General features: G+C 52.0%; 12 protein-coding genes, 1 tRNA gene and 2 rRNA genes. 13 read left to right on the forward strand and 2 right to left on the reverse strand.

What is annotated here, in order from left to right:
* Positions 1 to 98 precede the first annotated feature (98 nt).
* The 6 genes from dnaA (at position 99) to gyrB (ending at position 6,331) form a co-directional block, all read left to right on the forward strand.
* Positions 99 to 1,451: a chromosomal replication initiator protein DnaA gene (gene dnaA, locus J4772_RS00005; protein ID WP_116060980.1), complete on the forward strand. Its 1,353-nt coding sequence runs from the start codon at positions 99 to 101 to the stop codon at positions 1,449 to 1,451.
* Between the two features lie 148 nt (positions 1,452 to 1,599).
* Positions 1,600 to 2,739, forward strand: a complete 1,140-nt coding sequence (dnaN, locus tag J4772_RS00010; RefSeq protein ID WP_209073674.1) for a DNA polymerase III subunit beta — start codon at positions 1,600 to 1,602, stop codon at positions 2,737 to 2,739.
* A 10-nt stretch (positions 2,740 to 2,749) separates the two neighbouring features.
* The gene (gene yaaA, locus J4772_RS00015) at positions 2,750 to 2,965 is read left to right on the forward strand and encodes a S4 domain-containing protein YaaA (protein WP_116060982.1); all 216 of its coding nucleotides are present in this window, start codon (positions 2,750 to 2,752) and stop codon (positions 2,963 to 2,965) included.
* 42 nt (positions 2,966 to 3,007) lie between these two features.
* Complete coding sequence (gene recF, locus J4772_RS00020; RefSeq protein ID WP_209073675.1) at positions 3,008 to 4,126, forward strand: DNA replication/repair protein RecF; 1,119 nt, start codon at positions 3,008 to 3,010, stop codon at positions 4,124 to 4,126.
* Positions 4,127 to 4,143: 17 nt separating this feature from the next.
* Positions 4,144 to 4,389, forward strand: coding sequence for an extracellular matrix regulator RemB (gene remB / locus J4772_RS00025; protein ID WP_116060984.1), 246 nt, complete (start codon positions 4,144 to 4,146; stop codon positions 4,387 to 4,389).
* 28 nt (positions 4,390 to 4,417) lie between these two features.
* Complete coding sequence (gyrB, locus tag J4772_RS00030) at positions 4,418 to 6,331, forward strand: DNA topoisomerase (ATP-hydrolyzing) subunit B (RefSeq protein WP_116060985.1); 1,914 nt, start codon at positions 4,418 to 4,420, stop codon at positions 6,329 to 6,331.
* Positions 6,332 to 6,380: 49 nt separating this feature from the next.
* Here the strand turns inward: gyrB and J4772_RS00035 are convergent, their stop codons facing one another.
* Positions 6,381 to 7,154: a YheC/YheD family protein gene (locus J4772_RS00035; RefSeq protein WP_209073676.1), complete on the reverse strand. Its 774-nt coding sequence runs from the start codon at positions 7,152 to 7,154 to the stop codon at positions 6,381 to 6,383.
* 139 nt (positions 7,155 to 7,293) lie between these two features.
* On the opposite strand from J4772_RS00035, the gene gyrA reads away from it, so the two are divergent.
* The 4 genes from gyrA to J4772_RS00055 all read left to right on the forward strand — a co-directional run bounded on the left by gyrA (position 7,294) and on the right by J4772_RS00055 (position 12,877).
* Positions 7,294 to 9,777, forward strand: coding sequence for a DNA gyrase subunit A (gyrA, locus tag J4772_RS00040; RefSeq protein ID WP_209073677.1), 2,484 nt, complete (start codon positions 7,294 to 7,296; stop codon positions 9,775 to 9,777).
* Between the two features lie 50 nt (positions 9,778 to 9,827).
* The gene (locus J4772_RS00045; protein WP_116060988.1) at positions 9,828 to 10,904 is read left to right on the forward strand and encodes an HD-GYP domain-containing protein; all 1,077 of its coding nucleotides are present in this window, start codon (positions 9,828 to 9,830) and stop codon (positions 10,902 to 10,904) included.
* A gap of 123 nt (positions 10,905 to 11,027) precedes the next feature.
* Positions 11,028 to 11,753: an MgtC/SapB family protein gene (locus J4772_RS00050; protein ID WP_209073678.1), complete on the forward strand. Its 726-nt coding sequence runs from the start codon at positions 11,028 to 11,030 to the stop codon at positions 11,751 to 11,753.
* A 509-nt stretch (positions 11,754 to 12,262) separates the two neighbouring features.
* Positions 12,263 to 12,877 carry a TetR/AcrR family transcriptional regulator gene (locus J4772_RS00055; RefSeq protein WP_209073679.1) on the forward strand — a complete coding sequence of 205 codons (615 nt, stop codon included), beginning with the start codon at positions 12,263 to 12,265 and terminating at the stop codon, positions 12,875 to 12,877.
* 71 nt (positions 12,878 to 12,948) lie between these two features.
* On the opposite strand, the gene J4772_RS00060 is transcribed toward J4772_RS00055, so the two are convergent.
* A complete protein-coding gene (locus J4772_RS00060) occupies positions 12,949 to 13,617 on the reverse strand; it encodes a DNA alkylation repair protein (protein WP_209073680.1) in 669 nt (222 codons plus the stop codon).
* A 393-nt stretch (positions 13,618 to 14,010) separates the two neighbouring features.
* On the opposite strand from J4772_RS00060, the gene J4772_RS00065 reads away from it, so the two are divergent.
* The 3 genes from J4772_RS00065 to J4772_RS00075 all read left to right on the forward strand — a co-directional run bounded on the left by J4772_RS00065 (position 14,011) and on the right by J4772_RS00075 (position 15,934).
* Positions 14,011 to 15,564, forward strand: a 16S ribosomal RNA gene (locus J4772_RS00065).
* Between the two features lie 106 nt (positions 15,565 to 15,670).
* Positions 15,671 to 15,787: ribosomal RNA gene (gene rrf, locus J4772_RS00070) — 5S ribosomal RNA — on the forward strand.
* A gap of 70 nt (positions 15,788 to 15,857) precedes the next feature.
* Positions 15,858 to 15,934 (forward strand) — tRNA-Ile (locus tag J4772_RS00075).
* The last annotated feature ends 16 nt before the right edge of the window (positions 15,935 to 15,950 follow it).

Genomic DNA, 15,950 nt, shown 5'->3' on the forward strand with positions numbered 1-15,950 from the left:
ATTCAGGGAATAATGTGGATAACTGGCCGAATTGCGTTCGGCTGAACGTTTTCCGCATATTTTTTGTCCTTGTGAGGAGTTAAAGGAGAGAATTTGTCGTGGACAACCCCAACAATGAAATCTGGCAGCAGGTGTTGTCGGTCATCCAGACGAAGCTAAGCAAGCCCAGCTTCGATACTTGGTTTAAGTCGACGAAGGCTGCGTTCATCAGCGAGAACGCCGTACTCGTCACCGCGCCGACTACCTTTGCCGTGGAGTGGTTGGAAACGCGTTATACGAAGCTCGTCTCCTCGACGATCTCCGACTATATCGGCAGAACCGTCGACGTGAAATTTTCCATCGAAGAGGTTCGCCCGCCCGAGCCCGCCGAGCCTGTACCGCAAATCTCGGTTACGCGCGAGGCCGCGCTCGAAGAACCGACTATGCATATGCTCAATCCGAAATATACGTTCGACACGTTCGTCATCGGCGCCGCCAACCGGTTCGCACATGCCGCCTCGCTGGCTGTCGCGGAGCTACCGGCCAAATCGTACAACCCTTTTTTCATGTACGGAGGCGTCGGACTCGGCAAAACCCATCTCATGCATGCGATCGGCCATTATATATTGGAACATAATCCGCATATGAAGGTTCTGTACTTATCCTCCGAGAAGTTCACGAACGAATTCATCAACGCGATCCGCGACAACCGAGGCGAGAGCTTCCGCAACAAGTACCGCAATATCGACGTGCTGCTCATCGACGATATTCAGTTTCTTGCCGGCAAGGAAGGAACCCAGGAGGAGTTCTTCCATACCTTTAACGCGCTCCATGAGGAACATAAACAGATCGTCATCTCGAGCGACCGCCCGCCCAAGGAGATTCCGACACTCGAAGAACGGCTCCGCTCCCGGTTCGAATGGGGTCTGATCACCGATATTCAACCGCCCGATCTGGAGACCCGGATCGCGATTCTCCGCAAGAAAGCGAAGGCGGAAAATCTCGACATCCCTAACGAAGCGATGATGTACATCGCCAACATGATCGACTCCAACATTCGCGAGCTGGAAGGCGCCTTGATCCGCATCGTCGCTTATTCCTCGCTCACGAATCAGGATATCTCCGCCCATCTGGCGGCCGAAGCGCTGAAGGACATTTTGCCGACGGGCCGCACCCGGCTCATTACGATGCAGGACATCCAGCAGCGGGTCGGCGACTACTACGGGCTTAAGCTGGAAGATTTCAAGGCGCGCAAGCGGACCAAAGCCGTCGCTTTCCCGCGTCAGATCGCCATGTATCTTTCTCGCGAGCTTACCGACTATTCTCTTCCGAAAATCGGAGACGCGTTCGGCGGGCGCGATCATACGACTGTCATTCATGCGCACGAGAAGATTTCGCAGCTGCTTAAGATCGATCAGGACTTGTACAAAATTATCAACAGCTTGACCGAAAAAATTAAAAACTTGACCTGAAAATACACCCAACGCCTGTTCACAACACATCCACATGTGGATAGGCGTTGTTTTCGACCTTTTTCCCACTTATCCACATATTCAGTGCCCCTACTACGACTTATTTTTTAAAACATGCTACAATATACAAAACCGATGAGGTGGATCCATGAAATTCACGATATTGCGCAACGAATTGAACGAAGCGATTCAACACGTATCCAAAGCGGTTTCGTCAAGAGCGACAATCCCGATTTTGAGCGGCATTAAGATCGATGCCGATTTTTCCGGTATTACGTTAACCGCAAGCGATACGGATATTTCAATCCAAAGCTTCATTCCGCTTGAGACCGCGGACAAGACGATCGCTACCGTCGTTAAACCGGGAAGCGTCGTATTGACCGCTAAATTTTTCGTGGAAATCGTCAAGAAGCTTCCTCACGAAGAGGTTCATATGGAAGTCGGCGAACGGTTCCAGACGATGATTACGTCCGGAGCGACCGAGATCCAGCTCGTCGGACTCGATCCCGAGGAATTTCCTGTGCTTCCTTCCTTGACGGAGGAGCAAATCGTGTCGATCCCCGGCGATCTGCTGCGGGATATGATTCGTCAGACGGTATTCGCCGTAACCACTAACGAATCGACTCCGATTTTGACCGGAGTCCTGTGGAACCTGCACGACGGCGTGTACAAATTCGTTGCGACCGACCGTCACCGGTTGGCCAGCCGCCAGATTAGCGTCGATGCAGGAGACGTGCGTTTCTCCAACATCGTGATTTCCGGTAAAACGCTGAGCGAGCTCTCGAAAATCGTCCCGGACCAGAACGTAATGGTCGATATCGTCGTGGCCGAAAACCAAGTGCTGTTCAAGTTGGGCAACGTTCTTTTCTATTCGAGAATGCTCGACGGAACTTATCCCGATACTTCCAAGATTATTCCGCAAAGCTTCAAAACAGAACTCGTCCTCAATACAAAGCAGCTCAGCGATTCCATCGACCGGGCTTATTTGCTCTCCCGCGAAGAGAAGACGAACATCGTTCGCCTCGTCACGACGGATAACGGCGGAATCGAAATTTCGTCCAGCTCGTCCGAGCTCGGCAAAGTAACGGAACAGCTCAGCGTCAGCGCTATGCGCGGGGAACCGCTGAAAATCGCTTTTAACTCCAAATATATGCTTGACGTTCTGAAGGTCTTCGACAGCGAAGAGCTTTTTATCGGCTTTAACGGGTCGATGAGCCCGATCATTATCCGTCCGAACGATCACGAGCTCAGCTTGCATCTCATTCTTCCTTACCGGACGACGAATTGAGGCGAAGCGGATGAAGAGCATCGGAATCTCGACCGAATACATTACGCTCGGGCAATTCCTCAAGCTGGCGGATTGCATCGGAACCGGCGGCGAAGTGAAATTTTTTCTGCAGGAAAAGCGCGTTCTTGTGAACGGGGAGCCCGATAATCGCAGAGGACGCAAGCTGCGAGTCGGGGACACCGTCGAAGTCGAAGGGTTCGGATCGTTCGCGATCGGAACCCGGTGACCCGGCCGGGGCTGTTTATGCCAGTTGGAGAGTGAGTGGCTAATGCAATTAAAAGCGATGGAGCTGCAAGGCTATCGCAATTACGATTCCGTCAAGCTGACGACAGAAGGCGGCGTCAATATTTTCATCGGACCGAACGCCCAGGGAAAGACCAATTTGCTCGAAGCGATCCACGTGCTGTCGCTTACAAAATCCCATCGCACCTCGAAGGATAAAGAGCTGATCAGCTGGAACAGTTCCTCGGCGGTTATTCGGGCTCAGATGAGCCGCAGGGTCGGCGACGTCAGCCTGGAGCTGCAGCTGTCCGCGCAAGGGAAGAAAGCGAAAGTCAACGGGTTGGAGCAACGCAAGCTGAGTACCTTTGTCGGGACGCTTAACGTCGTGCTGTTCGCTCCGGAAGATTTGGATATCGTCAAAGGAGCACCGGGAGTGCGCCGCCGGTTCATGGACATGGAGATCGGCCAGGTGCATCCCGGTTATTTGTACGACATGCAGCAGTATCAGAAAATTCTGCAGCAGCGCAACAACTATCTGAAATCGACCGATATTCGCCGCGCTTCTCCCGAGCTGTTGGAGGTCTGGAACGAACAGCTTGCGCTGACAGGTGTTAAAATGATGCAAAAAAGGAAAAACTTTATCTTACAGCTGCAGAAATGGGCGGAAAAGATCCACGCGGGCATTACCGGCGGAACCGAACATCTGACGGTAGACTATAAACCTTCGTTCGGAACTGCCGACAGCTTGGATAGCCAAGATCAATCTTCTTTATTCGGGCAATTTATGATAAAGTTAACACAGAGCAAGGAACAGGAATTCAGGCGAGGCACGACGCTGACCGGTCCTCACCGCGACGATCTGACGTTCGCCATTAACGGCAAGGACGTACAGTCTTTCGGTTCCCAGGGGCAGCAGCGGACGGCGGCGCTGTCGCTTAAGCTGGCCGAATTGGAATTGATGCACGAAGAGATCGGGGAATACCCTCTCTTGCTGCTCGACGACGTGCTTTCCGAGCTGGATCAGACCAGACAGACCCAACTTATCGAGACGTTTCAGAGCCGCGTACAGACCTTCATCACGACAACCGGATTGGAGAGCGTCAACATGAGCCGGTTGAAGGACGCCTCCATTTTTCATGTGAAGGACGGCCAATTGCTGCGTTAGCGCTAAGGAGGAACTTCGTGTACATCCATCTGGGCGGAGAAAAGATAATTCGAACGTCGCAACTCATCGCAATCTTCGATATTTCGATCGAGCAATCCTCGAAGCTGTCGCGGCAGTTCGTTCTGCATGCGCAGAAGAACAAGGAAGTCGAAACGATCGGAGAAGAAGATCCCAAGTCGATCGTCGTCACGGAGCACAAGGTTTATTACTCTCCGATTTCCACGTCCACTTTGAAGAAGAGGACGCGAATTTTGGAAGGGTAGCTGTTACGTAAAGAAGGCGGTGGAAGGTTTGTCCGTTAATCAACAAAATAGTTACGATGAAAGTCAGATTCAGGTGCTTGAAGGACTGGAAGCGGTTCGCAAGCGTCCAGGCATGTACATTGGTTCGACCAGCGGCAAGGGGCTGCACCATCTCGTATGGGAGGTCGTCGATAACAGTATTGACGAAGCGTTGGCCGGCTATTGCACGCGGATCGACGTCATCATACACGATGATAACAGCATCACCGTCATCGACAACGGCCGGGGCATCCCGGTCGGTTTGAATGCGAAGCTGCAGAAGTCTACGCTTGAAGTCGTTATGACCGTTCTGCACGCGGGCGGCAAATTCGGCGGAGAAGGCTATAAAGTATCCGGCGGTCTGCACGGAGTCGGCGTCTCGGTCGTTAACGCGCTGTCCGAGCAGGTTATCGTTACCGTTAAGCGCGACGGGCGTATCCATCAGCAGGAATACCGCCGCGGCGCTCCGCAATACGACCTGAAAGTCATCGGGGAGACGGAAGAGACCGGAACTCAAACGAGGTTCAAGCCGGATCCGGAGATTTTTACCGAGACGACAATTTACGATTACGAGACTCTCGTCGGCCGGATTCGCGAGCTGGCATTCCTCAACAAAGGGATTCAGATTACGCTCACCGACGAGCGCACCGATATGCACGATTCGTTCCACTACGACGGGGGCATCGTGGAGTTCGTCAAGTATTTGAACAAGACGCGCGAGCCGCTGCACGAGCAGCCGATTTACGTCGAAGGCGCGAAGGATCATATTCATTGCGAAGTCGCAATGCAGTATAACGACGGCTATTCCGAAAATTTGTATTCTTTCGCGAACAATATCAATACGCATGAAGGCGGAACGCACGAGTCTGGCTTCAAGAGCGCTTTGACCCGGATCATTAACGACTATGCGCGGAAAATGGGCTTCGTGAAGGAAAGCGAGTCCAACCTGTCGGGCGACGATGTGCGGGAAGGCTTGACGGCGATTATCTCCGTGAAAATTCCCGAGCCTCAGTTCGAAGGACAGACGAAGACGAAGCTTGGCAACAGCGAGGTTCGCGGCATCGTCGAGTCGTTTTTCAGCGAGAAGCTGCTGCAATTTCTGGACGAGAACCCTTCCGTAGCCCGCAAAATTATGGAGAAGGGTTTGCAGGCGGCCAGAGCGCGGGAAGCGGCGCGCAAGGCGCGGGAATTGACGCGGCGCAAGAGCGCGCTTGAAGTTAGCTCGCTGCCGGGCAAGCTGGCGGATTGCTCCTCCAAGGACGCCGCGATCTCCGAGCTGTACATCGTCGAAGGGGACTCCGCGGGCGGATCGGCCAAGCAGGGCCGCGATCGTCATTTCCAGGCGATCCTGCCTCTGCGGGGGAAAATACTGAACGTAGAAAAAGCTCGTCTGGATAAAATTTTGTCCAACCTGGAGATTCGGGCGATGATTACGGCGCTCGGCACCGGGATTAGCGACGACTTCGATATTACGAAAGCTCGTTATCACAAGATCATCATCATGACCGATGCCGACGTCGACGGGGCGCACATTCGGACATTGCTCTTGACGTTCTTCTATCGCTTCATGCGCAAGCTGATCGAGGAAGGATACGTCTACATCGCTCAGCCGCCGCTGTTCAAGATTGAGCGGAACAAGACGGTTCGCTATGCGATGAACGAAAAGCAGCGGGACGAAGCGATCGCCGAGTTCGGAGAAGGCGCCAAGCTGAACATTCAGCGGTATAAAGGTTTGGGAGAAATGAATGCGGATCAACTGTGGGAGACGACGATGGACCCGTCCAGCCGGACGATGCTGCAGGTGCGCATCGAAGACGCGATCAAAGCCGACCTCATGTTCGATACGTTGATGGGCGATAACGTCGAGCCTCGACGCGAGTTTATTCAACAGTACGCTCGATACGTTAAAAATTTGGACGTATAAGCGCAAGATCAGACAGGGGGTATCTCTCGAGGGAGATACCCCCTGCGGGTTACGATTTGCGTTTGCGAGGTTTGAAGCGACCGTAGGCGGTGGCATAAGCGTACATTTTGCGGAAGATGGATTTATCGGGAAGCTTCTTGAACAAGAAGGGATCCGGCAGCGTATTGACTTCGAGTATCCAGGTCTTATGCTGCTCGTCGACGGCGATGTCGATGCCGATTTCTTTTAATCTCGGATATTTTCGTTCCAGGGCCTCGGCGACGGAGACTCCGAGCTTGCGCAGCCGAGCTTCGAATGAACGCCGCTGATTGGGTGACAAATGCGCGGACATCAGAGCTGGAACCGACTTCGGAGTGCCCCCGGCATGGTAGTTGGTAACGATTTTGCGCGGATGGGCGACGCGTCCGATCATCCCTGTCGTTTCCCAGGAGGCTTGAGGATTTTTCTGCACCATGACCCGGAGATCGAATCTTCTGCCGTGGTGTTTCAGTAGATGGATGCCTTGTTGGCTTAAGTAACTCTTCGGCTTCTTCACCGACAGCAGTTTGCGAAACAGATCGTCGAACGTCGGAAACTCATATTTGGTTTCTCCGGATTGCAGGCGGTACGGGGATGACGAAGCAGGATGCTTCTCGATTCGAATTACGCCTCGTCCGAACGTTCCGTTGATCGGTTTGACATAGATCATTTCATATTTCTCAAGCATTCGTTCCACGGTGAGTCGGTCGAACCCGTCGCTATCGGGAATGTAACCTTTAAGGCTGGGGTCGGCAAGCAGGACTTCAGTTTTGGCCCGTTTGCTGCGTACGCGCTGAATGGACATGCGGGTTCATCCAACCTTTCCCTTCGGCAATATGGTATAATGGAGTCATTGCATATTTACTAATCTATGACGGTATACGCCTTGCGGTGTACAGATTCGCAAGCGCGTTCTGCTTGTATATTCGTTAAGGAGGATCTTCATGTCGGAAGAACAACGCTCCCAGCTTCGCGATCGCGATATCGGGGTCGAGATGCGGGAATCGTTCATGGATTATGCCATGAGCATTATCGTCAGCCGGGCTTTGCCGGACGTTCGCGACGGGTTGAAGCCGGTTCAAAGACGGATTCTGTACGCTATGTCAGAGCTGGGAATGGCGCCGGACAAGCCTTACAAGAAATCGGCCAGAATCGTCGGAGAAGTTATCGGTAAGTACCACCCTCACGGTGATTCCTCGATCTACGAAGCGATGGTTCGCCAAGCGCAGGATTTCTCTCTTCGCTACATGCTGGTCGACGGTCACGGCAACTTCGGTTCGATCGACGGCGACTCCGCGGCCGCGATGCGGTATACCGAAGCTCGGTTATCCAAGATCGCGATGGAGATGCTCCGCGATATCAACAAAGAAACGATCAACTACCAGCCTAACTACGACGGCGAAGAGATAGAGCCTGTTGTACTGCCGGCCAGGTTCCCGAACCTGCTTGTGAACGGCACGACAGGCATCGCTGTCGGTATGGCGACGAATATTCCGCCTCACAACCTCAAGGAAGTGATCGAGGGCACGCAAGCGCTGCTGCGCGATCCGGAGCTGACGCCGTACGATCTGATGGAATACGTCAAAGGTCCGGACTTCCCGACAGCCGGTCTTATTCTTGGCCGCGTCGGAATCCGCCAAGCCTACGCAACGGGACGCGGTTCGGTAACGATGAGGGCTCGTGCGACAATTGAAGAGAATAACGGCAAAGCCCGCATTCTCGTTCACGAGATTCCGTATCAAGTTAACAAGGCGAGACTCGTCGAGAAGATTGCCGAACTGGTGCGCGAGAAGAAGATCGACGGCATTACCGATCTTCGCGACGAATCCGACCGCAACGGCATGCGGATCGTTATCGAGCTGCGCCGCGATGTGACGCCGACGGTCGTGCTCAACAACCTCTACAAGCAGACGCAGATGCAGACGAGCTTCGGCGTAAACATGCTTGCGTTGGTTAACAACGAGCCTAAAGTGCTTAACCTGAAGGACGTGCTCCACAACTATATCCAGCATCAGGTCGAAGTTATTCGCAGACGTACGGAATACGATCTGAAGAAAGCGGAAGCCAGAGCCCACATTCTCGAAGGTCTGCGCATCGCGCTCGATCATCTGGACGAAGTCATCGCGTTGATCCGCGCTTCCCAGACGACGGAGGAAGCCCGCGAAGGTTTGATGACGCGATTCGGACTGTCGCACGACCAGGCGCAGGCCATTCTCGAAATGCGCTTGCAGCGCCTGACCGGACTGGAACGGGAGAAGATCGAGCAGGAGTATGCCGAGTTGCTTGCGAAGATCGCCGAGTACAAAGCGATTCTCTCCGATCCGCAGCTCGTGAACGATATCATTCACGAAGAGCTTGAGGAGATCAAGCAGAAGTACGGCGACGAGCGCCGTACGGAGATCACGATCAGCGACGAGGAAATTCTCGACGAGGATCTGATTCCTCGCGATGACGTCGTCATCACAATGACGCATGCGGGCTATATCAAGCGGCTTCCCGTCTCGACCTACCGCAGCCAGAAGCGGGGCGGAAGAGGCATTATGGGAATGGGGACGAAGGATGAGGATTTCATCGAAAATCTGTTCATCTCCAATACCCATCACTACTTGCTGTTCTTTACGAACAAGGGCCGCGTATTCCGGATGAAGGCTTACGAGATTCCGGATCTCAGCCGAACGGCGAAGGGAACCCCGATCATCAACCTGATCCAGATTGAGCAGGGAGAGACGATCAACGCGGTGATTCCGGTCGAATCGTTCGAGCCGAATCAATTTCTCTTCTTTGCGACCCGGAACGGAATCGTCAAGAAGACGCCTCTCGACGACTACGCGAACATTCGTAAAGTCGGTCTAATCGCGATTTCCTTGCGAGAGGATGATGACCTGATCGGCGTTAAGCTGACGGACGGCTCCCGAGAAATCGTAATGGGAACGAGCCAGGGCATGTCCATTCGTTTCTCCGAGGACGACGTTCGCGCTATGGGGCGTTCGGCAACGGGCGTGAAGGGCATTCAACTGGACGATAACGATAAAGTGATCGACATGGACGTCGTCGAGCCGGAGCAGGACGTGCTGATCGTAACGTCCAAAGGCTACGGCAAACGGACGCCGATGACCGAATATCGCATTCAGACTCGTGGCGGCAAAGGCATCAAAACGTTGAACGTAACGGATAAAAACGGAGAAATCGTCGGCTTGAAGGTCGTTCATGACGAAGAAGATCTGATGATTATGACTTCCTCCGGAACGCTGATCCGTACGAGCATGTCCGGCATCAATACGATGGGCAGAATCACTCAAGGCGTTAAGCTGATCAATATTCGCGACGAAGATTCCGTAGCTACCGTAGCTCGGGCTCCAAGAAGCGAGGACGATGCAGATTCTGAACAGATCGAGCTTGATGGCGAAGGAGCAGGAGAAGACAGCTAACCGGCTGTCTTCTTGTTCTCGCTAGGCAACGGCGGATAAGGAGATGCGGCATGCCGACCATTCCGATTACACAGATACAATTAGGCGATCGTCTGAGCAGCGATGTTCAGACCGCTCTTGGGAGCGTGCTTTTGCAGGAAGGACGCGTATTGTCGGAGAGGGATATGGAAATTCTTCAGGCTTTCCTTATTCCTAGCATAGAGGTTGTTCGCAACGGGCTCGAGGAGTCTGCCGCGGAAGAAAATCCGAACGAAATCGCGGCGACTGCCGAAACCAAGCTGACTATGCTGCAGCAGGAATTTCTGCTGATGGAGAAGCAGTTGCAGCGTACGATTTCCATGGTAAGCTCCGGTCAGAAAATTCCCGTTCTCGATCTGCGCAATGGATTAACCGCCTTGATCGGGCATATGCATGATTACAACGTGTTAACCTTCTCTGTCCCCCTTTCACTTGGGGATCCGAATATCCTCATTCGCAACAGTATCCTGTGCGCGATGACTTCCTATCAGCTCGCCAAGTGGAATAAGTTCCCGGAGAAGGATTGGTTGCCGATTGCCATGGCCGGATTGCTTCACGATATCGGCAACGTTAAGGTGGATCCGGCGATTTTCAACAAGCCGTCCGGGCTGACAGCGGAAGAGATTCAGGAAATGAGACAGCACACCGTATACGGATTTAAGCTGCTTGAAGGGATCGCATCTTTTAATCAAGGCATATGGCTCGCGGCGCTGCAGCATCATGAACGGATTGACGGCAGCGGCTATCCGTTGAAGGTCAAAGGGGAGAAAATTCACCCTTACGCCAAGATCGTTGCGATTGCCGACATGTACCATGCGATGACGTCCAATCGGAAGTATCGCAAAGCCGAGTCTCCGTATCTCGTTCTTGAAGAGCTTCATGCGGGATCTTTCGGCAAGCTGGATCCGCTGTATGTGCAGACTTTTATCGAGAGGACGACACAGTTCCATAATGGCGTATTCGTTAAGCTTAATGACGGACGCATCGGGGAAATCGTCTTTACGGACAGACAGAATCCGACCCGTCCGATGATCTCGATCAACGGACAGATCGTTAATCTGGGATTGAATCGCCAATGGCATATTGTCGAAGTGTTCTCCACGAAATAATCTATAAGTAAATACATGTTATCGGCTTGAGATGAAGAGACGCCGTATTCGGTTGTATGCTTTCGGGTGAAGGCATAGGACAGAATCGGTGTCTCTATCTTCATATATTGGAGGAGAACGGGGATGGGTCAAGGGGTATGGGCGATCTCCTATTGGGAATTATCGCTGAGAATCGTATTGTCCGTAGCTGCCGGCGGCTTAGTCGGATTGGAGCGGGAGTGGAGCAATCGAGCTGCCGGCTTTCGGACTCATATTCTGGTATGCGTAGGCGCTACGGCGATTATGCTGCTGTCCATTTACGGTTTCTCCCAATTCGCGGATGAGTTGAACGTCAGGATGGATCCTGCGCGGCTTGCCGCACAGGTAATTAGCGGCATCGGGTTTCTCGGAGCGGGCGCGATTATGCGCAACGGATTTACAATCTCGGGGCTGACTACCGCGGCTTCGCTGTGGGTTGTGGCAGCGATCGGGCTATGCGTGGGCGCCGGCTTCTACTTCGTTTCTCTTCTAACGACCTTTTTCGTTCTGTTCTGCTTGTTCCTCCTTAATCGCTGGGAGAAGAAGTTTTTCACCGTAAAGCGTAAAATGAAAATGGAAATGAAGATCGGCTGTCGGGCAGGTCGCGTAAACGAAGTCGTGAAGTTGATCGAAGATAGCGGGATCGTCATTGTAGATATGGCGGTGAATAAAGAGGAGCACTTGTTCGGTTCAGATAAAAGAGAGTCCTGCGTCAAAATTCATCTTACCGTCAAAGTATCCAGTGCAAGCATACTCGTACATTTCGTTGATCAATTGGCGGTTCATCCCGACGTTCAATCGTTCCAGCAAAGCGCTCCGAATTCGGGGTAATCCGAGCAGTTGGACGAGAAGCTATCTTTAGTAAAGAGAACAGCCCCATTCAGAAACAGCGAGACGATTTCATCACGTTGGCTTCTGTAGGGGCATCTTTTAGTCCGGAGGGTATTTGGCAACGCGCCGGCCTCTTCATCCTTTTTCGCCGAGAAGCTTAAAATTTGCCGTACAACAATCGTCTTCCGAGCTCCAGTTGCGCTTCGAGTTCGATTCTGTTTTTGCATTCTTCGCAGCAATGCAATCCTTTGCGGTTTCGTTTCAAATGGTCGTAGGCTTGAGTCCCCTCGATGGCATAAAACGTGCGTTTGCAACAATAACATGTGGTACGAAACCGAAAAACTCCATCAATTTGCTCCTGCATCGTATCCCCTCCCGTCAACCATAACAGGTTCAATCCTATTGACGTGGTCCTCCCGGCGCGCTATAACTGAATACAAAATGAAATAACACACTGTATTGTTTTATTTTAGTACACTGTGCTTTTTAAAACAAGGGAGCGGTTATCATTGCCGAAAATCGTGGACCACGAGCAACAAAGAAAACGGATCGCCGAGTCAGCATGGAGCATTATTGAGGAAAAAGGGATCGAACATGCGTCCATCCGTGCCGTCGCCGCGGCTGCAGGTTTGTCGCCCGGAGCCTTGCGGCACTATTTTTCAACGCAGGACGAGCTGTTGTTATTTATCGTGGATTACTATTTGACAAGGGGAGTTGACAGGGCGGCAGAGGGGTTGGTAATAAGCCATATTCCGATAAAGGCTGCGAAGGAAGTTGTGTTACAACTGCTCCCTATGGATGCGGAAAAACGAACGGCTGTCGGCGTCTGGTGGATTTTCGCCATCCGTTCCCTCAGGAGTGAGGCGTTGCAGACTAAAAAAGACGAACTGACGGACGGACTCCATTACCTGACGAAAGCCGTCCTTGAAATTCTAGCTCAGGCGCAGCTTCTGCCCGCTGCGGTGGACATCCAACTCGAAACGCTAAGATTGGCCGCGCTGATCGAAGGCTTGACGATAATGGCAATGCTTCGCCCAGAGCTCTACGCATCGGAGACTATTGAGCAGATCGTCACCCTCCATATCCGAGAGCTATGCTCGCATGGTACGGCTACGGATGGATGAGCCAATAGCAAATACCCTCTCGCCGTCACTTATCGTTATATCAAACAAACACTAATGAATTTCTCGGGGAACTAATTGTTATTTCGTTTGTTCACTTCAATCGCAATGAACTCCGGCAAGTAATTGGGAGTACAGCCCTTTGATACCATTTCATCTTTATAAAGCCCCATTTTTTCACCAAGTTGAATACAACGTGCCCGATTCTTTTGATCATAAACGCCAATCCAGCCTGCGGTGAAATTCATAGCCCATTGAACTTCCGGTTCTTCCTGCGTAATCTTAGCTTCAATTGCAGATAGCAAGTCTGCGTTGTTATCAGGCGGTGTTTGTCCAGTCCATCTCAATCGCGCATTATAATACCAGAAGGTACGCCTTTGAAGAGCAGAAGGGCTATTTTCCCATAACTCCATCAAAGCAATTGTCTTCTTGTCTTTGGTGAGCTGATTAGCCATTAACCAATCCATTAAGTTATTTCGCTCATCGAAGGTGTGAATCTGCACATCCGTATCAAGCTTATTTAGCACATCTTCTGAAAGAAGTTTTTTGTCCATAATTAAAATTGCTAATAGTCTGGGCAAAAACTCTTCGGTTGACCAAAGTTCCACAGCTAGTTCGTGATCTGTTTTAATGTCCTTCGCGATTTTTCTTAAGTCGCCTAGCTTAGTTTTACTATTGATCTGTGACAGAATGTTTTCTGCTTTTGAAGAGCGTTTCATTTCTGTACTTTTATTCTTATTCATTTGACACAACTCCTTTATTAAAAAATATGCCCTCGGCGCGATCTATCAATAACTTAATTTCGCTATAAGTTTTATTGAATACAATTGTACCATTACAAATTTTAAAAGAAGCTATTCATTTCGACGTTACCTATAGTGAGGTGCTTCGTATCCCTATTCTACGGCCATGAAATTGAGCAAAAGTAACTCGTAAAAAGTTTTTTGAAAAAGTGCTTGCATCGTATAATCGTATGTGATACATTATTAAGGTCGCTGTTGACGCGGTGACGAAATAAGAAACACCGATTGTTCTTTGAAAACTGAACATTGAGCGTAAGAAACAAAAACGTCGGAAGACGGCTTCGGTCGTCGGAAGGCAAACCAGCAATAAAGTAATGAGCCTTCTGGCTCTCTATTATGGAGAGTTTGATCCTGGCTCAGGACGAACGCTGGCGGCGTGCCTAATACATGCAAGTCGAGCGGATCTCTGATGGAGCTTGCTCCTGATGAGGTTAGCGGCGGACGGGTGAGTAACACGTAGGCAACCTGCCCCCAAGATCGGGATAACATTCGGAAACGAATGCTAAGACCGGATACACGGTTTGGTCGCATGACCGGATCGGGAAACACGGAGCAATCTGTGGCTTGAGGATGGGCCTGCGGCGCATTAGCTAGTTGGTGGGGTAACGGCTCACCAAGGCGACGATGCGTAGCCGACCTGAGAGGGTGAACGGCCACACTGGGACTGAGACACGGCCCAGACTCCTACGGGAGGCAGCAGTAGGGAATCTTCCACAATGGGCGAAAGCCTGATGGAGCAACGCCGCGTGAGTGAGGAAGGCTTTCGGGTCGTAAAGCTCTGTTGCCAGGGAAGAATAAGGATCATTTAACTGATGATCCGATGACGGTACCTGAGAAGAAAGCCCCGGCTAACTACGTGCCAGCAGCCGCGGTAATACGTAGGGGGCAAGCGTTGTCCGGAATTATTGGGCGTAAAGCGCGCGCAGGCGGCTCTTTAAGTCTGGTGTTTAAGTGCGGGGCTCAACCCCGTGACGCACTGGAAACTGGGGAGCTTGAGTGCAGAAGAGGAGAGCGGAATTCCACGTGTAGCGGTGAAATGCGTAGAGATGTGGAGGAACACCAGTGGCGAAGGCGGCTCTCTGGACTGTAACTGACGCTGAGGCGCGAAAGCGTGGGGAGCAAACAGGATTAGATACCCTGGTAGTCCACGCCGTAAACGATGAGTGCTAGGTGTTGGGGGTATCATGCCCTCGGTGCCGAAGTTAACACATTAAGCACTCCGCCTGGGGAGTACGGTCGCAAGACTGAAACTCAAAGGAATTGACGGGGACCCGCACAAGCAGTGGAGTATGTGGTTTAATTCGAAGCAACGCGAAGAACCTTACCAGGTCTTGACATCCCTCTGAATCCGGTAGAGATATCGGCGGCCTTCGGGACAGAGGAGACAGGTGGTGCATGGTTGTCGTCAGCTCGTGTCGTGAGATGTTGGGTTAAGTCCCGCAACGAGCGCAACCCTTGAACTTAGTTGCCAGCACGTTATGGTGGGCACTCTAGGTTGACTGCCGGTGACAAACCGGAGGAAGGCGGGGATGACGTCAAATCATCATGCCCCTTATGACCTGGGCTACACACGTACTACAATGGCCGGTACAAAGGGCCGCGAAGCCGCGAGGTGGAGCCAATCCCAACAAAGCCGGTCTCAGTTCGGATTGCAGGCTGCAACTCGCCTGCATGAAGTCGGAATTGCTAGTAATCGCGGATCAGCATGCCGCGGTGAATACGTTCCCGGGTCTTGTACACACCGCCCGTCACACCACGAGAGTTTACAACACCCGAAGTCGGTGGGGTAACCCGCAAGGGAGCCAGCCGCCGAAGGTGGGGTAGATGATTGGGGTGAAGTCGTAACAAGGTAGCCGTATCGGAAGGTGCGGCTGGATCACCTCCTTTCTAAGGAGCTCTTCGGAGCTAATCAAAGTCCACGGTCCGCAAGGAAGTGGCAAACGTTTCTTACGCTCATGTTCAGTTTTGAAAGAGCAATCTTTCGCAAAACCGGTTTGGTGATGACGGCGGAGGGGTTCCACGCGTACCCATCCCGAACACGACCGTTAAGCCCTCCAGCGCCAATGGTACTTGGACCGCAGGGTCCTGGGAGAGTAGGACGTTGCCAAGCCGGGTTTTTCTCAACTCAAGAAGTTGGGCTGAGAAGAGCTTATAGGCCCAGCAGGAACGGGCGCATATATTGGCCTTTAGCTCAGCTGGTTAGAGCGCACCCCTGATAAGGGTGAGGTCGGTGGTTCGAGTCCACTAAGGCCAACCAATTTCATAATCCCTTG

It is taken from the genome of Cohnella sp. LGH, assembly GCF_017671885.1.
Classification (GTDB): Bacteria; Bacillota; Bacilli; order Paenibacillales; family Paenibacillaceae; genus Cohnella; species Cohnella phaseoli.